This is a genomic window from Kitasatospora sp. NPDC085895, assembly GCF_040702125.1.
Taxonomy (GTDB): Bacteria; Actinomycetota; Actinomycetes; order Streptomycetales; family Streptomycetaceae; genus Kitasatospora; species Kitasatospora arboriphila.
In genome coordinates this window covers 1-19,926 of sequence record NZ_JBFBJY010000055.1, presented here as the reverse complement: position 1 = coordinate 19,926, position 19,926 = coordinate 1, and the positions used below count along the sequence as shown (strand labels likewise).

Sequence of the window (19,926 nt, the reverse complement as noted above, 5' to 3'; positions counted from 1 at the left end):
CGATAAGTCGATAGCACTGGTTCATCTTCGAGTGAGGTCTTACGTGTCCACCACCCCCATCACCGCAGACCAGCCGCAGATCGGCACCGCCCGGGTCAAGCGCGGCATGGCCGAGCAGCTCAAGGGCGGTGTGATCATGGACGTGGTCAACGCCGAGCAGGCGAAGATCGCCGAGGACGCCGGTGCCGTCGCGGTCATGGCCCTGGAGCGCGTGCCCGCCGACATCCGCAAGGACGGCGGCGTGGCCCGGATGTCCGACCCGAACATGATCGAGGAGATCATCTCCGCGGTCTCCATCCCCGTCATGGCCAAGTCCCGCATCGGCCACTTCGTCGAGGCCCAGGTCCTCCAGTCGCTCGGTGTCGACTACATCGACGAGTCCGAGGTCCTCACCCCGGCCGACGAGGTCAACCACTCCGACAAGTGGGCCTTCACCACCCCCTTCGTCTGCGGCGCCACCAACCTCGGCGAGGCCCTGCGCCGCATCGCCGAGGGCGCGGCCATGATCCGCTCCAAGGGCGAGGCCGGCACCGGCAACGTCGTCGAGGCCGTCCGCCACCTGCGCCAGATCAAGAACGAGATCGCCAAGCTGCGCGGCTTCGACAACAACGAGCTGTACGCCGCCGCCAAGGAGCTGCGCGCCCCGTACGAGCTCGTCAAGGAGGTCGCCGAGCTCGGCAAGCTGCCCGTCGTGCTGTTCTCCGCCGGCGGTGTCGCCACCCCGGCCGACGCCGCGCTGATGCGCCAGCTCGGTGCCGAGGGCGTCTTCGTCGGCTCCGGCATCTTCAAGTCCGGCGACCCGGCCAAGCGCGCCGCCGCCATCGTGAAGGCCACCACCTTCTTCGACGACCCGAAGATCATCGCGGACGCGTCCCGCAACCTCGGCGAGGCCATGGTCGGCATCAACTGCGACACCCTGCCCGAGAGCGAGCGCTACGCCAACCGCGGCTGGTAACCACCCGCGCCACGCCGGCCCGCCGCCCAGCACGTCCGCGCGGCGGGCCGGCGCACGTCCCCCCGCCACGACCGAAGAGGTAACACCGTGTCCAGCAGCACCCCGACCATCGGCGTCCTGGCCCTCCAGGGCGACGTCCGCGAGCACCTCATCGCGCTGGCCGCCGCCGACGCGGTCGCCCGCCCGGTGCGCCGCGCCGAGGAGCTGGCCGAGGTGGACGCGCTGGTGATCCCCGGCGGTGAGTCCACCACCATGTCCAAGCTGGCGCTGCTGTTCGGCGTGATGGACCCGCTGCGGGCCCGGGTGGCCGACGGCATGCCGGTCTACGGCACCTGCGCCGGCATGATCATGCTGGCCGACAAGATCCTCGACGGCCGGGACGACCAGGAGACCGTCGGCGGCATCGACATGACGGTGCGCCGCAACGCCTTCGGCCGGCAGAACGAGTCCTTCGAGTCGGCGATCGACTTCCGCGGCCTGGAGGGGACGCCCGTCAACGGCGTGTTCATCCGCGCCCCGTGGGTCGAGTCGGTGGGCGCGGGCGTCGAGGTGCTGGCCGAGGTGCCGGCCGCCGACGGCCCGGACAGCCGCATCGTGGCCGTCCGGCAGGGCCACCTGCTGGCGACCTCGTTCCACCCCGAGCTCACCGGCGACCACCGCGTGCACGAGTACTTCGTGCGCATGGTCGAGGACGCCCTGCGCTGAGTCCGGCGGGCGGCGCGCTGACCGTGTGCCACCCCGCGGTGACGACACCGGTAAGATCTCCTCTGTTCATTTCCCTTTGGCGACGTAAAGGAGCTGGCGATGTCCGGCCACTCTAAGTGGGCTACCACCAAGCACAAGAAGGCCGTGATCGACGCCAAGCGCGGCAAGCTCTTCGCCAAGATGATCAAGAACATCGAGGTGGCGGCGCGCACCGGCGGTGGCGACCCGGCCGGCAACCCCACGCTGTACGACGCCATCCAGAAGGCGAAGAAGAGCTCCGTCCCGATCGACAACATCAACCGGGCCGTCAAGCGCGGCTCCGGTGCCGAGGCCGGCGGCGCGGACTACTCGACGATCATGTACGAGGGCTACGGCCCGAACGGCGTGGCCGTCCTCATCGAGTGCCTCACCGACAACCGCAACCGCGCGGCCTCCGACGTCCGCGTCGCGATGACCCGCAACGGCGGCTCGATGGCCGACCCGGGCTCGGTGTCCTACATGTTCACCCGCAAGGGCGTCGTGATCGTCCCCAAGGCCGACGGCGTGGACGAGGACAAGGTGCTCGACGTCGTCCTGGAGGCGGGCGCCGAGGAGGTCAACGACCTCGGCGAGGCCTTCGAGGTGGTCTCCGAGGCCACCGACCTGGTCGCCGTCCGCACCTCGCTGGTCGACGCGGGCATCGACTACGACTCGGCCGACGCCAACTTCGTCCCCAGCGTGCAGGTCGAGCTGGACGCCGACGGCGCCCGCAAGATCTTCAAGCTGATCGACGCGCTGGAGGACAGCGACGACGTGCAGAACGTCTTCGCCAACTTCGACGTCTCCGACGAGATCATGGCCGAGCTCGACGCCTGATCACGCCCTTCCCGCCGCCCGGCAGTCCCCGTGACCGCCGGGCGGCGGCGTGTTCGGGTGCGGTGGCGCGGGCGTTGTCGGTGCCGCCCGGTACCCTGCGGAGGGCCGAGGGAGCAGGCCGGGCGGCGACACGGAAGACGGGGTGCGGAGTGCGGGTACTGGGCGTGGACCCGGGGCTGACCAGGTGCGGTGTCGGCGTGGTCGACGGCGCCCCCGGCCGGCCGCTGCGGATGGTTGGCGTCGGCGTGGTGCGCACCCCGGTCGACGCGGAGATCGGCGTGCGCCTGCTGCGGATAGAGCAGGGCCTGGAGCAGTGGCTCGACGAGCACCGGCCCGACCTGGTCGCCGTCGAGCGGGTCTTCGCCCAGCACAACGTCCGCACCGTGATGGGCACCGCCCAGGCCAGCGCCGTCGCCATGCTCTGCGCCACCCGCCGCGGCATCCCCGTCACCCTGCACACCCCGAGCGAGGTCAAGGCCGCCGTCACCGGCTCCGGTCGGGCCGACAAGGCGCAGGTCACCGCCATGGTGCAGCGCCTGCTGCGGCTGGACGCCCCGCCGAAGCCGGCCGACGCCGCCGACGCCCTCGCCCTCGCCATCTGCCACATCTGGCGGGGCGGCGCCCAGGGCCGCATCGCCGCCGCACTCGCCAAGTCCGCACCGGCGCCCGCGGCCCGGCGCCCCGCCGCACGTCAGGAGCACCGCCGATGATCGCCTTCGTCCAGGGCCCGGTGGCCCACATCGCGGCCGGCACGGCCGTCGTCGAGGTCGGCGGGGTCGGGATGGCCGTCCAGTGCACCCCGAACACCCTGGCCGGGCTGCGGATCGGCGAGAGCGCCCGGCTCGCCACCTCGCTGGTGGTGCGCGAGGACTCGCTCACCCTGTTCGGCTTCGCCGACGACGACGAGCGCGCCCTCTTCGAGGTCCTGCAGGCCGCGCCCGGGGTCGGCCCGCGGCTGGCGCAGGCGATGCTCGCCGTGCACAGCCCGGACGCGCTGCGGGCCGCGGTCGCCGGCGGCGACGAGAAGGCGCTGATCGCGGTGCCCGGCATCGGCAAGGCGAAGGCCGCCAAGCTGCTGCTGGAGTACAAGGACAAGCTCGGCGCCCCGCACGGCGCCGTGCCCGCCCAGAAGCCGGTCGCCACCGGCCCGGCCCCCTGGCACGAGCAGCTGCACGCCGCGCTGGTCGGTCTCGGTTACGCTCCCCGCGAGGCCGAGGAGGCCGTCGCCGCGGTCACGCCGGAGGCCGAGGCGCAGCAGGTGCCGGACATCGGCGCCCTGCTGCGGGCCGCCCTGCGGGGGCTCAACCGGGCCCGCTGACCGGCCCCGGCCGCCCCCGGGCCCGCCTGACCGCCGACGCTTTGACCATCTGACGACCAGTCGTCATGTCGACTTTGGAGCCGCTCCCGATGAGCCCGTACGACACCGACCCCGCCGACCGCCCGGCGGCAGACCGGCTGGTGGGGGCGGCCGCCGACGGCGAGGACCAGGCCGTCGAGGCGGCCCTGCGCCCCAAGCTGCTGGAGGAGTTCATCGGCCAGGAGCGCGTCCGCGAGCAGCTCTCCCTGGTGCTCCAGGCCGCCCGCCAGCGCGGCACCGCCCCGGACCACGTCCTGCTCAGCGGCCCGCCCGGACTCGGCAAGACCACCCTGTCGATGATCATCGCCGCCGAGCTGGGCGCGCCGATCCGGATCACCTCCGGCCCGGCCATCCAGCACGCCGGCGACCTCGCCGCGATCCTCTCCTCGCTCACCGAGGGCGAGGTGCTCTTCCTCGACGAGATCCACCGGATGTCCCGGCCGGCCGAGGAGATGCTCTACATGGCGATGGAGGACTTCCGGGTCGACGTCATCGTCGGCAAGGGCCCCGGTGCCACCGCCATCCCGCTCGAACTGCCGCCGTTCACCCTGGTCGGCGCCACCACCCGGGCCGGCCTGCTGCCGCCCCCGCTGCGCGACCGCTTCGGCTTCACCGGCCACATGGAGTTCTACGCCCCCGCCGAGCTGCAGCAGGTGGTGCACCGCTCCGCCGCCCTGCTGGACGTCGACATCGACCCGGCCGGCGCCGCCGAGATCGCCGGCCGCTCCCGCGGCACCCCGCGCATCGCCAACCGGCTGCTGCGCCGCGTCCGCGACTACGCCCAGGTCAGGCACGACGGCCGGGTCACCCGGGAGATCTCCGCCCAGGCGCTGGACGTGTACGAGGTGGACGCCCGCGGCCTGGACCGCCTCGACCGCGCGGTGCTGGACGCGCTGCTGCGGCTGTTCGGCGGCGGCCCGGTCGGCCTGTCCACCCTCGCCGTCGCCGTGGGGGAGGAGGCCGAGACGGTCGAGGAGGTCGCCGAGCCCTTCCTCGTCCGCGAGGGGCTGCTCGCCCGGACGCCGCGCGGCCGGATCGCCACCGCGGCGGCCTGGCGCCACCTCGGGATGGCTCCGCCCGTGCAGGGCGGCGGGGCGAAGACGTCCGACCAGGCCGCTTTGTTCCCGGACGGCCGCTAGTCGGCCACGGAAAACGGGTGCATGCCAAGGGTCGCCACTTTCGGCGGCACACTGGCATGCTTGGCGTTGTCCGTACAGTGCGGGTCGCCTAGACTCCGCCGGACCGCCCCTCTCGACCGACGGGCCGACGTATACCAGGCCGCCGGCCGAGGCGGCCCGCAAAGGACCCTGGCTGTGGCTAATCTCATCATCCTCATCCTCCCGATCGTCGCGATCTTCCTGATGTTCCGCTCGCAGAAGAAGCGGCAGCAGCAGGCGGCGTCGATGCAGGCGACCCTCCAGCCGGGCGCCGGCGTGCGGACGATCGGTGGCATGTACGCCCAGGTCAAGGCGGTCAACGACGAGACCGTCGAGCTGGAGGTCGCCCCCGGCGTGGTGGTGCACTACACCAAGGGCGCCGTCGCCGCCGTGCTCGAGCCGCTCGAGTACGACGCGATCATCAACGGCCGCCCGGCGGAGGCCGACGAGGAGCCGGCCGCCGAGGCCGAGGTCGCCGAGGACGCCGAGAAGCCGCTGAGCCTCGACAAGGACGCCGAGGCCGGCGCCACCGAGAGCAAGTAGTACGGTCGGGCCCACCCAGGCCGTGCGGCAACCGGCCGCCGGCCCAGATGACCTCAGGGCCGCCCTGCGCCGCCGTCCCTCGTCCCGCCTCACGCCGGACCGGGGCGCGGCCCGCGGCGGCATGGACAGGGAGAAACGAGCAAGGTGGCAACACCCAAGTCGCGCCAGCGCGACGGTTACCCGGGGCGGGCGCTGGCCCTGATCCTGGTGGTCACCGTCGGACTGGTCGCCCTCATGTTCGGGACGGGCACCAAGACGCCCCGTCTCGGAATCGACCTCGCCGGTGGCACCAGCGTCACCCTGACCGCCAAGTCGGACGACAAGGCCGCGATCAACAAGTCCAACATGGACATCGCGACCGGCATCATCCAGAAGCGCGTCAACGGTATGGGCGTCTCCGAGGCGGAGGTCCAGACCCAGGGCGACAGCAACATCATCGTCAACATCCCCAACGGCGGTGACAAGCAGGCGGCGATCGAGCAGATCGGCACGACTGCCAAGCTCTACTTCCGTCCCGTGGTCGCGCTCGCGCCGACCGGGGTCGACCCCTCGTCGCTGAACACCGGCTCGCCGTCCCCGTCCGGCTCCGCCAGCCCGTCCGCGAGCGCCTCGGCGAACGCGTCCGGTGCCTCCGCGAGCCCCTCCGGCAAGGCGTCCACCGCCCCCAGCGCCAGCGCCAGCAAGGCCGGCCGCGCGGTGAGCGACGCGCTGAAGGCCGATCCGTCCACCTCCGCGAAGCCCTCGGCCACCGCCTCCGGCTCGGCCTCGGCGGCCCCGAGCGGCGGTGCCACCCCGTCCGCGCCGACCAGCATGAGCCCCGAGCAGCTGACCGCGGCGCTCACCCAGGGCACCGTGCCGGCCGACGTCCAGCAGCAGTTCGCCGCGCTGGACTGCTCCAAGCCGGAGCAGCGCAAGGACTACCAGACCGACCCGAAGAAGAACGCGGTCGGCTGCTCCTACGACAAGGAGCAGGGCGTCTGGTACAAGTTCGCGCTCGGCCCGGTCGCCGTGAACGGCGCCGACGTGTCCAAGGCCTCGGCCCTGTTCGACACCCAGCGGGCCGGCGGCTGGCAGGTCGACCTGTCGTTCAACGACAACGGCTCCAAGGCCTTCGCGAGCACCACCGGCACCCTGGCCACCCAGGCCTCCCCGGCCAACCAGTTCGCCATCGTCCTGGACGGCAAGGTGGTCTCCCACCCGTACGTCAGCCAGTCGATCACCGGCGGCTCGGCCACCATCTCCGGCAGCTTCAGCCAGGAGGACGCCAAGGGCCTGGCCAACGTGCTGAGCTACGGCGCGCTGCCGCTGACCTTCGACATGAGCGACGTCACCACCGTCTCCCCGCAGCTCGGCGGCGACCAGCTGCAGGCCGGCCTGATCGCCGGCGCCATCGGCCTGGTGCTGGTGGTCGTGTACTCGCTCGTCTACTACCGCGGCCTCGGCCTGGTCTCCATCGCCGGTCTGCTGGTCTCGGCGGTCCTGACCTACGCGATCATGTGCCTGCTCGGCAGGAGCATCGGCTTCGCGCTGAACCTGCCCGCGGTCTGCGGCGCGATCGTCGCCATCGGCATCACGGCGGACTCGTTCATCGTGTACTTCGAGCGCATCCGCGACGAGGTCCGCGACGGCGCCCCGCTGCGGCCCGCCGTCCAGCGCGCCTGGCCGCGCGCCCGCCGCACCATCCTGGTCTCCGACTTCGTGTCGTTCCTGTGTGCCGCGGTGCTGTACGTCGTCTCGGTCGGCAAGGTCCAGGGCTTCGCGTTCACGCTCGGCCTGACCACCCTGCTCGACATCGTGGTGATCTTCCTGTTCACCAAGCCGATGATCACCCTGCTGGCGCGGCGGAAGTTCTTCGCGAACGGCCACCCGTGGTCCGGCCTCGACCCGAAGCGGCTCGGCGCCCGCCCGCCGATCCGCGGCAGCCGTCGCCGCCCGTCCGCCAACGCCCCCAAGGAGGCCTGACGCCATGTCCCTTCGGAACATCGGCCACCGGCTCTACCAGGGCGAGGTCAGCTTCGACTTCGTCGGCAAGCGCAAGATCTGGTACTCCATCTCGGGCGTCATCGTCCTCGTCGCGGCGATCGGCCTGGCGATGGGCCTGCACCTGGGCATCGAGTTCAAGGGCGGCTCGGTCTACACCGTCCAGAAGCAGGGCCTGACGGTCTCGCAGGCGCAGGACGCCGCCAACCACATCACCGGTGACACCACCGCGCAGGTGCAGAAGACCGGCGACGGCAAGATCCGCATCCAGGTCAGCTCCGAGGAGAAGATCAGCGGTCCCGCGTTCTCCCAGGAGCTCTCCAAGGAGATCGGCGTCCCGACCAAGGACATCGACGCCCAGGTGATCGGCCCCTCCTGGGGCAAGCAGATCTCCCAGAAGGCCCTGCTCGGCCTGGTCGTCTTCATGGTGCTGGTCACCGCCTACCTGGCCATCGCCTTCGAGTGGCGGATGGCACTGGCGGCGCTGGTCGCCCTGATCCACGACCTGCTGATCACCATCGGCGTCTACGCCCTGGTCGGCTTCGAGGTCACCCCCGGTACCGTGATCGGCTTCCTGACGATCCTCGGCTACTCGCTCTACGACACGGTCGTCGTCTTCGACACCGTGAAGGAGAACACCCGGGGCATCACCAAGCAGAACCGGCGCACCTACAGCGAGGCCGCCAACCTGGGCCTCAACCAGACCCTGGTGCGCTCGATCAACACCACCGTGGTCGCCCTGCTGCCCGTCACCGCCCTGCTGTTCATCGGCGGCGGCATGCTCGGCGCCGGCACGCTGAACGACATCTCGCTCGCGCTGTTCATCGGTCTGGCCGCCGGCGCGTACTCGTCGATCTGCGTCGCCACCCCGCTGCTCGCGCAGCTCAAGGAGCAGACCCCGGAGATGCGCGCGCTCGCCAAGCGCGTCGCGCAGCGCCGGGCCGCGGACGCCAAGGCCGCCGAGGCCGCCGGCACCGCGGAGGACGCCGAGAACGCGGAGGACGGCGAGGAGGTCGGCGCCGGCGTGGTCGGCCAGCGCAACCAGCCGGTCGCCCGCACCCGCGGCAAGGGCCGCCCGTCCGGCAAGCGCTGACCGGACACCGCGCCGCACGGTCCGGCCGGCCCGAGGAGACTCGGGCCGGCCGGACCTTTTCCGTCACCGGGTGTCGCTGCGGGTAAGGTCGAACCGCAGATCGGGCCCGCCGGCCACGTCCGGCCCGCTGCACGCACCAGGCCCGCAGGGCCCCCGCCGACCCCCGAAGGACCCCACGTGACCTCCCCCGACCCCGTCCTCGCCGAGCTGCTGACCAGCCGGATCCGGGACGTCCCGGACTACCCGAAGCCCGGTGTGCTGTTCAAGGACATCGCGCCGCTGCTCGCCGACGCGGAGGCCTTCGGTGCGCTCACCCGGGCGCTCGCCGGCCGCGCCGCCGAGCTCGGGGCGACCAAGGTGGTCGGCCTGGAGGCCCGCGGCTTCGTCCTGGCCGCGCCCGCGGCCTTCGCGGCCGGCCTCGGCTTCGTGCCGATCCGCAAGAAGGGCAAGCTGCCCGGCGACGTCTTCGCCCGCTCCTACGACCTCGAGTACGGCTCCGCCACGCTGGAGGTCCAGTGCGACGCCTTCGCGCCCGGGGAGAAGGTGCTGGTCGTCGACGACGTGCTCGCCACCGGCGGCACCCTCGGCGCCTCGCTGGACCTCGTCCGCGAGGCCGGCGCCGAGCTGGCCGGCGTGGTCGTGCTGATGGAGCTCGGCTTCCTGCCGGGCCGCGAGCGGCTCACCGGCCACCTCGCCGGGGCGCCGCTGGACGCCCTGGTCACCGTCTGACCCGCGCGGACCCGGGCGCGGCGGCAGGTCCGCGGGCCGGCCGCCGCGCCCTCGGGTCCCGGTTCCGCGCCGGGCGACCGACCGGCCGGGCCGCACTCTCGGTACCATGAAGATTCATCCCCTCTCGGTTGCACGACCGACGGGTGCGACCGATGGCGCGACCGCCCGAACGAGGGGGAGGCCCTTGCGCCCCCGAGGAGTGTCCTTGCCCGACGAGGTTGTGCCCACCGCGGAGGCCGCCGCGCCCGAGAGCCGTCCCGCGCCCTCCGGCGCCGGCCCGGCGCGTCCCGCCCCGCCGCCCGGCCACCGGCCCTCCTCCGGCGGCATGCGCGCCCGCCTCGCACGGCTCGGCGGCCAGCGCAGCAGCGCGGTCAACCCCGTCCTGGAGCCGCTGTTCCGCACCATCCGGGCGAACGACCCGAAGGCCGACCCGGTCCTGCTCAAGGAGATCGAGAAGGCCTACGCCGTCGCCGAGAAGTGGCACCGCGGCCAGAAGCGCAAGAGCGGCGACCCGTACATCACCCACCCGCTCGCGGTGGCGACCATCCTCGCCGAGCTCGGCATGGACGCCCCCACCCTGATGGCGGGCCTGCTGCACGACACCGTCGAGGACACCGACTACGGCCTGGAGACGCTCCGGCAGGACTTCGGCGACTCCGTCGCACTGCTGGTCGACGGCGTCACCAAGCTGGACCGGGTCAAGTTCGGCGAGGCCGCGCAGGCCGAGACCGTGCGCAAGATGGTCGTCGCGATGGCCAAGGACCCGCGCGTCCTGGTGATCAAGCTCGCCGACCGCCTGCACAACATGCGCACCATGCGCTACCTCAAGCGGGAGAAGCAGGAGAAGAAGGCCCGCGAGACGCTGGAGATCTACGCCCCGCTGGCGCACCGGCTGGGCATGAACACCATCAAGTGGGAGCTGGAGGACCTCGCCTTCGCGATCCTCTACCCCAAGATGTACGACGAGATCGTGCGCCTGGTGGCCGAGCGCGCGCCCAAGCGGGACGAGTACCTGGCCACCGTGATCGACCAGGTGCAGGGCGACCTGCGCGGCGCCCGGATCCAGGCCCAGGTCACGGGCCGGCCGAAGCACTACTACTCGGTCTACCAGAAGATGATCGTGCGCGGCCGCGACTTCGCCGAGATCTACGACCTGGTGGGCATCCGGGTCCTGGTCGACACCGTCCGCGACTGCTACGCGGCGCTGGGCACCATCCACGCGCGGTGGAACCCGGTGCCGGGGCGGTTCAAGGACTACATCGCGATGCCCAAGTTCAACATGTACCAGTCGCTGCACACGACGGTCATCGGGCCCGGCGGCAAGCCGGTCGAGCTGCAGATCCGCACCTTCGACATGCACCGCCGCGCCGAGTACGGCATCGCCGCGCACTGGAAGTACAAGCAGCGCGCGGTGGCCGGCGCCTCCAAGGTCCGCACCGACACCCCCGCGCACGCCCGCAAGCACGACAAGGCCGACGCCGTCAACGAGATGGCCTGGCTGCGGCAGCTGCTGGACTGGCAGAAGGAGACCGAGGACCCGAGCGAGTTCCTGGAGTCGCTGCGCTTCGACCTCTCCAGCAACGAGGTCTTCGTCTTCACCCCCAAGGGCGACGTGATAGCGCTGCCCGCCAAGGCCACCCCGGTGGACTTCGCCTTCGCCGTGCACACCGAGGTCGGCTACCGCTGCATCGGCGCCCGGGTGAACGGCCGCCTGGTGCCGTTGGAGTCCGAGCTGGAGAACGGCGACACCGTCGAGGTCTTCACCTCCAAGGCGGAGAACGCCGGCCCCTCCCGCGACTGGCTCACCTTCGTCAAGTCGCCGCGCGCCCGCAACAAGATCCGTGCCTGGTTCTCCAAGGAACGCCGCGAGGAGGCCATCGAGCACGGCAAGGAGGCCATCGCCCGGGCCATGCGCAAGCAGGGCCTGCCGATCCAGCGCATCCTCACCGGCGACTCCCTGGTCACCCTGGCGCACGAGATGCGGTACCCCGACATCTCCTCGCTCTACGCCGCGATCGGCGAGGGCCACGTCGCCGCGCAGTCCATCGTGCAGAAGCTGGTGCAGGCGCTCGGCGGCGAGGAGGGCGCGACCGAGGACCTCGCCGAGACGGCCACCCCGACGCACCAGAGCCGCTCGCTGCGGCGCCGCGCCAAGGGCGACCCGGGTGTGATCGTCAAGGGCACCGAGGACGTCTGGGTCAAGCTGGCCCGCTGCTGCACCCCGGTGCCGGGCGACCCGATCGTCGGCTTCGTGACCCGCGGCAACGGCGTCTCGATCCACCGCTCGGACTGCGTGAACGTCGAGGCGCTCTCGCAGCAGCCGGAGCGGATGATCGAGGTCGAGTGGGCGGCCACCCAGTCCTCGGTCTTCCTGGTGGCCATCCAGGTCGAGGCGCTGGACCGCTCGCGACTGCTCTCGGACGTCACCCGGGTGCTCTCCGACCAGCACGTCAACATCCTGTCGGCGGCGGTGCAGACCTCCCGGGACCGGGTGGCGATGAGCCGCTTCACCTTCGAGATGGGGGACCCCAAGCACCTCGGCCACGTCCTGAAGGCCGTCCGCGGCGTGGAGGGCGTCTACGACGTGTACCGGGTCACCTCGGCCAAGAAGTAGGGCTCACCCCTCAGGGGCGTGTGGGGGCACCCCCGGCCGAAGGCCTGGGAGGTGCCCCCACGCACCCCTCGGGGTTCACCTGCTCTCGCGGAGGCGCTGGATCTGGCGGTCGGCGAGTTCGGTGGTGCGGCGCATGTGGCGGGCGAGGAAGGCGAGTTCCTCCTCGGTGTACTCGGCCAGCATCGCGTCCCAGCCCTCGCCGAGTTCACCCCAGAGTTCGCCGAGGCGGGCCGCCGCCTCGGGCACCGGTTCGACCAGCACCCGCCGGCGGTCCTCCTCGTCGCGTCGGCGGGTGACGTAGCCGGCCCGTTCCAGCCGGTCCACCAGACGGGTGGCCGAGCCGCTGGTGAGCCCGGTCAGCTCGGCGATCCGGCCGGTGGTGAGCGGTCCCTCCTCCAGGCCCAGCAGGTTGAGGCACTGCACGTCGGTGGGGTGCAGCCCGAGCCGGTCCGCCACCGCCTGGTTGAACAGCGCGTACGAGGCGAGGTAGCGGCGGGAGTCGGCTTCCAGGTCGTGCGGCCGCATGGGCATCCTCCCGATAAATTATCTGCGCTGCGCAGAGAACTCGTCCTACAGTGTCTGCATGACGCAGACATCATATGTCGCGGTGGCCGGAGCCACCGGCACCCAGGGCGCCGCCGTGGTCGACGCCCTCCTCGCGCGGGGCCTGTCCGTCCGCGCCCTCACCCGCACCCCCGACTCGGCCGCCGCCCGCGCGCTCGCGGCCGCCGGCGCCCGGGTGGTGGCCGCCGACTTCGACGACCGGGAGTCCCTGGACGCCGCCCTCGCCGGTGCCGCCGCCCTCTTCGCCATGTCGACGCCGTTCGGCACGGACCTCGCCACCGAGGTCCGCCAGGGCACCGCCCTGGTCGAGGCCGCCGCCGACGCCCGGGTCGGCCACATCGTGTTCACCTCCGCCGCGCACGCCGACCGCGACACCGGCATCCCGCACTTCGACAGCAAGTACCGGATCGAACGCCGGCTCGCCGGGCTCGGCGTGCCCTGGACGGTCCTCGGCCCCGCGGCCTTCATGGAGAACTACGCGGGGGAGTGGACCCTGCAGGGCCTGCGCGAGGGCGGCTTCGTGCTCCCCATGCCGCCCGAGCGCCCGCTCGCGCTCGTCCCCGCCCGTGACATCGGCGCCTTCGCCGCGCTCGCGCTCACCCGCCCCGACGAGTTCGCCGGCCGGCGGATCGACCTCGCCTCGGACGCCCTGACCTGCCCCGGGATCGCCGAGGTGCTCAGCTCCGCCACCGGCCGGCCGATCGGCTTCCGCCGCCTGCCGCTCGCCGAGATCGAGGCGTACTCCGCCGACCTCGCCGCGATGTTCCGCTACTTCACCGAGACCGGGCTCGACATCGACACCGCGGCGCTGCGCCGCGACCACCCCGAGGTCGGCTGGCAGGACTTCGCCGCCTGGGCGCACGGCCGCACCTGGCCGCTGTGACCGGACGGGCGGCGACCGGAACGGCGGAGGGCCCCCGCCGCGGCGGGGGCCCTCCGGTCGTGCACGGGGGAGCGGGGCGTCAGCCGCCGAACTCCTCCAGGCTCTTCTGGGCCTGGTCCAGCAGGGCCTGACGGCCCGCCAGCTCGGACTCCAGCTTGGCGACCCGGCTCGCGTTGCCGGCCGCATGGGCCTTGTCCAGGTCCGCCTGCAGCTTGTCCACGGCCTGCTGCAGCAGACCGGTCATGCCGGCCGCGCGGGCCTTGGCCTCCGGGTTGGTGCGCTGCCACTCGGCGTCCTCGGCCTCGCGGACCGCCCGCTCGACGGCGTTCAGCCGGCCGTCCAGCTGGCCGCGGGCGGCACGCGGCACGTGGCCGATCGCCTCCCAGCGCTCGTTGACCTCGCGCAGCGCCGCCTTCGCCGCCTTGAGGTCGGTGATCGGCAGGATCGCCTCCGCCTCCAGCAGCAGCGCCTCCTTGAGCTTCTGGTTCTCGCCCTGCTCGGCGTCCCGCTCGCTGAACGCGGAGGACCGGGCCTGGAAGAAGACGTCCTGGGCGCCGCGGAACCGCGCCCACAGCTCCTCCTCCGCGTCCCGCTGCGCCCGCCCGGCCGCCTTCCACTGCGCCATCAGGTCGCGGTAGCGCGCGGCGGTGTCGCCCCACTCCGTCGAGCCGGAGAGCGCCTCGGCCTCGGCGACCAGCTTCTCCTTGGTCTGCCGGGCGTGCTCGCGCTCGTTGTCGAGCGCCGCGAAGTGCGCCTTGCGGTGCTTGGAGAACACCGAGCGGGCGTGCGAGAAGCGGTGCCACAGCTCGTCGTCGCTCTTGCGGTCCAGCCGGGGCAGGCCCTTCCAGGTCTCCACCAGGGCGCGCAGCCGGTCGCCGGCCTCCCGCCACTGGGTCGACTCGGCGAGCTGCTCGGCCTCGGCGACCAGCGCCTCCTTGGCCGAACGCGCGTCCTCCTGGGCCTTCGCGCGGGCCGCTCGCCGCTCCGCCTGGCGGGACTCGATCTCGCCGCTCAGCGTCTCGAGGCGCTTGGCGAGCGAGTCCAGGTCGCCGACCGCGTGCGCCTCGGCCACCTGGGCCTTGAGGTGGTCCAGGGCGACCTGGGCCTCCTTGGCGGCCAGGTCGGTCTTCCGGACGCGGTGCTCCAGCAGGCCGATCTCGGCCTCCAGCCCCTGGTACTTGCGCTCGAAGTACGCCAGGGCCTCCTCCGGGGAGCCGGCCTGCCAGGAGCCGACGACGCGTTCGCCCTCGGCCGTCCTGACGTACACGGTCCCCTGCTCGTCGACACGGCCCCACGGGTCGCTGCTCACAGCGCCTCCTCCAATGACGTCCCGCCCGCCGCAGCGGCGTCGGCACGTCGTCCACAGTTGAATGTGCGGCGGACCGGTGGAGTCCGCCGTCCTGCCGCCGAGTGCTGCCGAGGGTGACGGCCGACGGTCAGGGCACCCTATACAACAGCAACATAGGCGACCAGCGTCGGTGCTGTCCGCATCCGGGCCGGGTGATTTCCCGGCCGATCGCGGTGACCGGACGGCCGGGAGCCGGCCGGTCACCGCCCGGAGGGATCAACCCTTCGTCGTGGTCACCGAGTTGAGGACGACGTCGGCCACCGGCGCGCCGTCGCCGCCGCCGCCCTGCACACCGCCCGCGGCGATGTTCTGCACGACGTCGAGGCCGCCCGTCACCTTGCCGAACGGCGTGTAGTTGGGCGGGAGCTGGGTGTCCTTGTAGACCAGGAAGAACTGGCTGCCGTTGGTGCCCGCGCCGGCGTTGGCCATCGCCACCGTGCCGGCCGGGTAGGTCGCGCCGGTCAGGTTCTCGTCCGCGAACTGGTAGCCGGGGCCGCCGGACCCGGTGCCCGTCGGGTCGCCGCACTGCAGCACGTAGATGCCCTCGGTGGTGAGCCGGTGGCACTTGGTGTGGTCGAAGTACTTCTCGTTCGACAGGAACGCGAAGGAGTTCACCGTGTGCGGGGCCTTCGCGGCGTCCAGCGCGACGGTGACCTTGCCGCAGCTGGTGTCCAGCGCCATCGTGTACGAGGCCTTGGTGTCCACCGTCATCGCCGGCTCGGTCTTGAACTGCTTGCCGTTCGGGGAGCCCGGGGCCGGCGTGGTGCAGCCCTTGACCGGGCTGGCCGCCGCGGTCGGCGTGGGGGCCGCGGCCGCGTCCTTCTTGTCGCCGTCCGAGCCGCCGAGCGCCCAGGCCGCACCGGCAGCCGCGACCACCGCGACGGCCACGCCCGCGCCGACCAGCACGTTGCGCTTGCGCGCCTGCTTCTGGGCCTCGGCCCGGCGCTGCATCTGGCGCTCGTACTTCTCGCGGGCGAGCTGCCGCCGCCGCTGTTCGCTGCTGACCACCGGCCGTGTCTCCTGTGAATGCTGAGGCGGGGATTGGGGGGTTCCGGTGCGGATCATCGCATCCGCAGGCGGCCAAGTGTAAGGACCCCGGGCGTAAGCACGGGATCAAACGGCTCCGCCACCGGGCTATCTGGTTCGCTCCCGGTGCCGTGCCGCCGGTAGGCTGCGGTGTGACCGGGCGGTGACACGACCGCCCGCGACCCCCCGACTCGCCGCCCGACTCGACCGAAGGACTCACGTGTTCGTCGCCGGATTTCCCGCCGGAGCCTGGGGCACCAACTGCTACCTGGTCGCACCGGCCGCCGGCGAGGAGTGCGTGATCGTCGACCCCGGCCACGAGGCCGCGCGGGGCGTCGAGGACCTCGTCCGCGAGCACCGGCTCAAGCCGGTCGCGGTGCTGCTCACCCACGGACACATCGACCACATCGCCTCCGTGGTCCCGGTCTGCGGCGCCCGCGGCGTCCCGGCGTGGATCCACCCCGAGGACCGCTACATGATGAAGGACCCGGGCCGCGGCCTGGGCCGCTCGCTCGGGCAGCAGATCATGGGCTCGATCACCGTCGGCGAGCCGGACGACGTCCGCGAACTCACCGACGGCAGCGTGCTGGAGCTCGCCGGCCTGGAGCTCACCGTCGACCACGCCCCCGGCCATACCAGGGGGTCGGTGACCTTCCGGACGCCCTCGTCGGACCAGATCCCCCCGGTCCTGTTCTCGGGCGACCTGCTGTTCGCCGGCTCCGTCGGGCGTACGGACCTCCCGGGCGGGGACAGCAAGGCGATCATGGAATCGCTGGCCCGGGTGTGCCTGCCCCTCGACGACGAGACCGTGGTCCTGTCCGGCCACGGCTCCCAGACCACCATCGGCCGCGAGCGCGCCACCAACCCGTACCTCCTGCAGGCGGCCGGTGCGCAGGACGCTCCGGCCCACCCGCGACGAGGAATGTGACGGAAGAGACGTTGAGCACCTTCTCCGCCCCCAAGGGCACCTACGACCTGCTGCCCCCGAGCTCCGCGACCTTCCTGGCGATCCGCGAGCGCCTCTCCGCGCCCGCCCGCCTGGCCGGGTACGGCTACGTCGAGACGCCGGTCTTCGAGGACGTGAAGCTCTTCTCCCGCGGCGTCGGCGAGTCCACCGACATCGTCACCAAGGAGATGTACAACCTCACCACCAAGGGCGGCGACGAGCTCGCGCTGCGCCCCGAGGGCACCGCCTCGGTGCTGCGCGCCGCCCTCCAGGCCAACCTGCACAAGCAGGGCAACCTGCCGGTCAAGCTCTGGTACTCGGGCTCGTACTACCGCTACGAGCGCGCCCAGAAGGGCCGCTACCGCCAGTTCGCCCAGGTCGGCGCCGAGGCGATCGGCGCGGAGGACGCGGCGCTCGACGCCGAGCTGATCGTCCTCGCCGACGACGCCTTCCGCTCGCTCGGCCTGAGCGACTACACGCTGCTGCTCAACAGCCTCGGCGACAAGCAGTGCCGCCCGGTCTACCGCGCCGCCCTGGTCGAGTTCCTCGCCGGCCTCGACCTCGACGAGGACACCCGCCGCCGCGCGGAGATCAACCCGCTGCGCGTCCTCGACGACAAGCGCGAGTCGGTGCAGGCCCAGCTCGGCGGCGCCCCGATGCTGCGCGACTACCTCTGCGAGGACTGCAAGGCCTACGACGAGAAGGTCCGCGAGCTGCTCACCGCCAACGGCGTGGCCTTCACCGACGACCCCAAGCTCGTCCGCGGCCTGGACTACTACACCCGCACCACCTTCGAGTTCGTGCACAACGGCCTCGGCGCCCAGTCCGCGATCGGCGGCGGCGGCCGCTACGACGGGCTCTCCGAGATGATCGGCGGCCCCGCGCTGCCGTCCGTCGGCTGGGCCCTCGGGGTGGACCGCACCTACCTGGCCCTGGAGGCCGAGGGCGTCGTCCTCGACCTGCCCGCGCCGACCGCCGTCTACGCCGTCGCGCTCGGCGAGGAGGCCAAGAACGTCCTCTTCGCCAAGGTGGTCGAGCTGCGCCGCGCAGGGGTGGCCACCGACCTCGCCTTCGGCGTCAAGAGCATCAAGAACGCCATGAAGTCCGCCGACCGTTCCGGCGCCCGCTTCGCCCTGGTCGCCGGGGACCGAGATCTCGCCGCCGGGGTCGTCCAGCTCAAGGACATGACCACCGGCGAGCAGGTCCCCGTCGCCCTCGAAGCACTCGTATCCACCCTGAAGGAGAAGCAGCTGTGATCCGCACGCACGACGCGGGCACGCTCCGCGCGGAGCACGCCGGAACGACCGTCACCCTGGCCGGCTGGGTCGCCCGCCGCCGCGACCACGGCGGCGTGGCCTTCATCGACCTGCGCGACGCCTCCGGCACCGTGCAGATCGTCGTCCGCGATCTGGACTCGGTGCACGGCCTGCGCGCCGAGTACTGCGTCAAGGTCGTCGGCGAGGTCCGCGTGCGCCCGGAGGGCAACGAGAACCCCGACATCGCCACCGGCGCCGTCGAGGTCGTCGTCAGCGCGATCGAGGTGCTCTCCGAGGCCGCCCCCGTCCCGTTCCCGGTCGCCGAGTACGAGCCCGGCACGGTCAACGAGGAGGTGCGCCTGCGCTACCGCTACCTGGACCTCCGTCGCGAGGGCCCGGCCCGCGCGCTGCGCCTGCGCTCCAAGGTCAACAACATCATCCGCCGGGTGATGGAGGAGAACGACTACCTCGACATCGAGACGCCGTACCTCACCCGCTCCACCCCCGAGGGCGCCCGCGACTTCCTCGTCCCCGTCCGCCTGCAGCCCGGCCACTGGTACGCCCTGCCGCAGTCGCCCCAGCTGTTCAAGCAGCTGCTGATGGTGGCCGGCATGGAGCGCTACTACCAGATCGCCCGCTGCTTCCGCGACGAGGACTTCCGCGCCGACCGCCAGCCGGAGTTCACCCAGCTCGACATCGAGGCCTCGTTCGTCGACCAGGAGGACGTCCTGGCCCTCGGCGAGAAGATCATCGGCGCGATCTGGCGCGACGTCCACGGCTACGAGGTCCCCAACCCGCTGCCGCGGATGACCTACGCCGACGCGATGGCCCGCTACGGCTCCGACAAGCCGGACGTCCGCTTCGGCCAGGAGCTGACCGACCTCACCGAGTACTTCGCCGGCACCGAGTTCCGCGTGTTCCAGGCCCCGTACGTCGGCGCGGTCGTCATGCCCGGCGGCGCCTCGCAGCCCCGCAAGCAGCTCGACGCCTGGCAGGACTGGGCCAAGGCCCGCGGCGCCCGCGGCCTCGCCTACGTCCTCGTCGACGCCGAGACCGGCGAGCTCCGCGGCCCGGTCGCCAAGAACCTCTCCGAGGAGCACCTGGCCGGCCTCGCCGCCGCCGCCGGTGCCAAGCCCGGCGACGCGGTGTTCTTCGCCGCCGGCAAGAAGGCCCCCTCGCAGGAGCTGCTCGGCGCCGCCCGCCTGGAGATCGGCCGCCGCTGCAACCTGATCGACGAGTCCCAGTGGGCCTTCCTCTGGGTCGTCGACTTCCCGATGTTCGAGCCCATCGAGGACGACAAGGGCGAGTTCCAGGGCTGGCACGCGGTGCACCACCCCTTCACCGCGCCCACCGCCGAGTCGCTCGCCACCTTCGACACCGACCCGGGCAACGCGCTCTCCAACGCCTACGACCTGGTGCTCAACGGCTCCGAGCTGGGCGGCGGTTCGATCCGTATCCACCAGCGGGACGTCCAGAAGCGCGCGTTCGACGCGATCGGCCTCTCCGAGGAGGAGGCGACCTCGCAGTTCGGCTTCCTGCTGGACGCCTTCAACTACGGCCCGCCGCCGCACGGCGGTGTCGCCTTCGGCCTGGACCGCATCGTCACCCTCCTCGGCGGGTACGACACCATCCGTGACGTCATCGCCTTCCCGAAGACGTCCACCGGTGGCGACCCGCTGACCGGTGCCCCGACCCCCATCACCCCCGCGCAGCGCCGCGAGGCCGGGGTCGACGCCAAGCCCAAGTCGGAGACCGAGCCCAAGGCCTGACCGAGGTCGGCTACCCTGTCACGGCCCCGGTCGGTGCATCGCACCCACCGGGGGCGGGGCACAACGGCGGGGGACCGCAGAGGGGTGCAACACAATGCCCTACCGACCCGGGGGGAGAGATAGGGAGAGCGGAGTGGTGGGGAAGA

At 72.2% G+C, this 19,926-nt stretch carries 18 protein-coding genes; 15 read left to right on the top strand and 3 right to left on the bottom strand.

What is annotated here, in order from left to right; all coding sequences use genetic code 11:
* The first annotated feature begins 43 nt into the window (after positions 1–43).
* The 11 genes from pdxS to AB0442_RS28195 all read left to right on the top strand — a co-directional run bounded on the left by pdxS (position 44) and on the right by AB0442_RS28195 (position 11,988).
* Positions 44–955: a pyridoxal 5'-phosphate synthase lyase subunit PdxS gene (gene pdxS, locus AB0442_RS28245; protein ID WP_263102457.1), complete on the top strand. Its 912-nt coding sequence runs from the start codon at positions 44–46 to the stop codon at positions 953–955.
* 87 nt (positions 956–1,042) lie between these two features.
* Positions 1,043–1,660: a pyridoxal 5'-phosphate synthase glutaminase subunit PdxT gene (pdxT, locus tag AB0442_RS28240; protein ID WP_344621698.1), complete on the top strand. Its 618-nt coding sequence runs from the start codon at positions 1,043–1,045 to the stop codon at positions 1,658–1,660.
* Between the two features lie 99 nt (positions 1,661–1,759).
* Positions 1,760–2,515 carry a YebC/PmpR family DNA-binding transcriptional regulator gene (locus tag AB0442_RS28235; RefSeq protein ID WP_363541773.1) on the top strand — a complete coding sequence of 252 codons (756 nt, stop codon included), beginning with the start codon at positions 1,760–1,762 and terminating at the stop codon, positions 2,513–2,515.
* Positions 2,516–2,664: 149 nt separating this feature from the next.
* Positions 2,665–3,225 (top strand): crossover junction endodeoxyribonuclease RuvC, encoded by a 561-nt coding sequence (gene ruvC, locus AB0442_RS28230; protein WP_366166288.1) that lies wholly within the window; start codon positions 2,665–2,667, stop codon positions 3,223–3,225.
* On the top strand, positions 3,222–3,833 hold the full coding sequence (gene ruvA, locus AB0442_RS28225; RefSeq protein ID WP_366166287.1) for a Holliday junction branch migration protein RuvA: 612 nt from the start codon (positions 3,222–3,224) through the stop codon (positions 3,831–3,833). The genes ruvC and ruvA overlap by 4 nt, the downstream gene beginning before the upstream one ends.
* An 89-nt stretch (positions 3,834–3,922) precedes the next feature.
* On the top strand, positions 3,923–5,011 hold the full coding sequence (ruvB, locus tag AB0442_RS28220) for a Holliday junction branch migration DNA helicase RuvB (protein WP_366166286.1): 1,089 nt from the start codon (positions 3,923–3,925) through the stop codon (positions 5,009–5,011).
* Between the two features lie 174 nt (positions 5,012–5,185).
* Positions 5,186–5,572: a preprotein translocase subunit YajC gene (gene yajC / locus AB0442_RS28215; RefSeq protein WP_366166284.1), complete on the top strand. Its 387-nt coding sequence runs from the start codon at positions 5,186–5,188 to the stop codon at positions 5,570–5,572.
* A gap of 234 nt (positions 5,573–5,806) precedes the next feature.
* On the top strand, positions 5,807–7,534 hold the full coding sequence (secD, locus tag AB0442_RS28210) for a protein translocase subunit SecD (RefSeq protein ID WP_366166331.1): 1,728 nt from the start codon (positions 5,807–5,809) through the stop codon (positions 7,532–7,534).
* Positions 7,535–7,538: 4 nt separating this feature from the next.
* Positions 7,539–8,645, top strand: coding sequence for a protein translocase subunit SecF (gene secF / locus AB0442_RS28205; protein WP_363541768.1), 1,107 nt, complete (start codon positions 7,539–7,541; stop codon positions 8,643–8,645).
* Positions 8,646–8,822: 177 nt separating this feature from the next.
* A complete protein-coding gene (locus AB0442_RS28200) occupies positions 8,823–9,374 on the top strand; it encodes an adenine phosphoribosyltransferase (protein WP_263102449.1) in 552 nt (183 codons plus the stop codon).
* Positions 9,375–9,480: 106 nt separating this feature from the next.
* Positions 9,481–11,988: a bifunctional (p)ppGpp synthetase/guanosine-3',5'-bis(diphosphate) 3'-pyrophosphohydrolase gene (locus AB0442_RS28195; protein WP_366166282.1), complete on the top strand. Its 2,508-nt coding sequence runs from the start codon at positions 9,481–9,483 to the stop codon at positions 11,986–11,988.
* Positions 11,989–12,063: 75 nt separating this feature from the next.
* Here the strand turns inward: AB0442_RS28195 and AB0442_RS28190 are convergent, their stop codons facing one another.
* Positions 12,064–12,513 carry a MarR family transcriptional regulator gene (locus tag AB0442_RS28190; protein ID WP_363541765.1) on the bottom strand — a complete coding sequence of 150 codons (450 nt, stop codon included), beginning with the start codon at positions 12,511–12,513 and terminating at the stop codon, positions 12,064–12,066.
* Between the two features lie 58 nt (positions 12,514–12,571).
* Between AB0442_RS28190 and AB0442_RS28185 the strand changes: the two genes are divergently transcribed.
* Positions 12,572–13,435 (top strand): NmrA/HSCARG family protein, encoded by an 864-nt coding sequence (locus AB0442_RS28185; RefSeq protein WP_366166280.1) that lies wholly within the window; start codon positions 12,572–12,574, stop codon positions 13,433–13,435.
* A 79-nt stretch (positions 13,436–13,514) separates the two neighbouring features.
* Here the strand turns inward: AB0442_RS28185 and AB0442_RS28180 are convergent, their stop codons facing one another.
* Positions 13,515–14,744, bottom strand: coding sequence for a DUF349 domain-containing protein (locus AB0442_RS28180; protein ID WP_366166278.1), 1,230 nt, complete (start codon positions 14,742–14,744; stop codon positions 13,515–13,517).
* A 255-nt stretch (positions 14,745–14,999) separates the two neighbouring features.
* Complete coding sequence (locus AB0442_RS28175) at positions 15,000–15,791, bottom strand: peptidylprolyl isomerase (protein ID WP_366166276.1); 792 nt, start codon at positions 15,789–15,791, stop codon at positions 15,000–15,002.
* A 238-nt stretch (positions 15,792–16,029) separates the two neighbouring features.
* Here AB0442_RS28175 and AB0442_RS28170 point away from each other — a divergent pair, with 238 nt between their 5' ends.
* Genes AB0442_RS28170 through aspS form a run of 3 tightly spaced genes read left to right on the top strand, consistent with a single transcriptional unit; the run spans position 16,030 to position 19,780 of the window.
* Positions 16,030–16,737 carry an MBL fold metallo-hydrolase gene (locus AB0442_RS28170; protein ID WP_344624185.1) on the top strand — a complete coding sequence of 236 codons (708 nt, stop codon included), beginning with the start codon at positions 16,030–16,032 and terminating at the stop codon, positions 16,735–16,737.
* 11 nt (positions 16,738–16,748) lie between these two features.
* On the top strand, positions 16,749–18,011 hold the full coding sequence (gene hisS, locus AB0442_RS28165; protein WP_344624186.1) for a histidine--tRNA ligase: 1,263 nt from the start codon (positions 16,749–16,751) through the stop codon (positions 18,009–18,011).
* Positions 18,008–19,780, top strand: a complete 1,773-nt coding sequence (aspS, locus tag AB0442_RS28160; protein WP_344624187.1) for an aspartate--tRNA ligase — start codon at positions 18,008–18,010, stop codon at positions 19,778–19,780. Before hisS ends, aspS begins: the two co-directional genes overlap by 4 nt.
* Positions 19,781–19,926: the final 146 nt, after the last annotated feature.

Bases quoted from the DNA above. Each gene is read 5' to 3' on its own strand.
- secD (WP_366166331.1), top strand. From the start codon at position 5,807: ATGTTCGGGACGGGCACCAAGACGCCCCGTCTCGGAATCGACCTCGCC.
- secF (WP_363541768.1), top strand. From the start codon at position 7,539: ATGTCCCTTCGGAACATCGGCCACCGGCTCTACCAGGGCGAGGTCAGC.
- AB0442_RS28190 (WP_363541765.1), bottom strand. From the start codon at position 12,513: ATGCGGCCGCACGACCTGGAAGCCGACTCCCGCCGCTACCTCGCCTCG.
- AB0442_RS28235 (WP_363541773.1), top strand. From the start codon at position 1,760: ATGTCCGGCCACTCTAAGTGGGCTACCACCAAGCACAAGAAGGCCGTG.
- AB0442_RS28185 (WP_366166280.1), top strand. From the start codon at position 12,572: ATGACGCAGACATCATATGTCGCGGTGGCCGGAGCCACCGGCACCCAG.
- ruvA (WP_366166287.1), top strand. From the start codon at position 3,222: ATGATCGCCTTCGTCCAGGGCCCGGTGGCCCACATCGCGGCCGGCACG.
- AB0442_RS28195 (WP_366166282.1), top strand. From the start codon at position 9,481: ATGAAGATTCATCCCCTCTCGGTTGCACGACCGACGGGTGCGACCGAT.
- ruvB (WP_366166286.1), top strand. From the start codon at position 3,923: ATGAGCCCGTACGACACCGACCCCGCCGACCGCCCGGCGGCAGACCGG.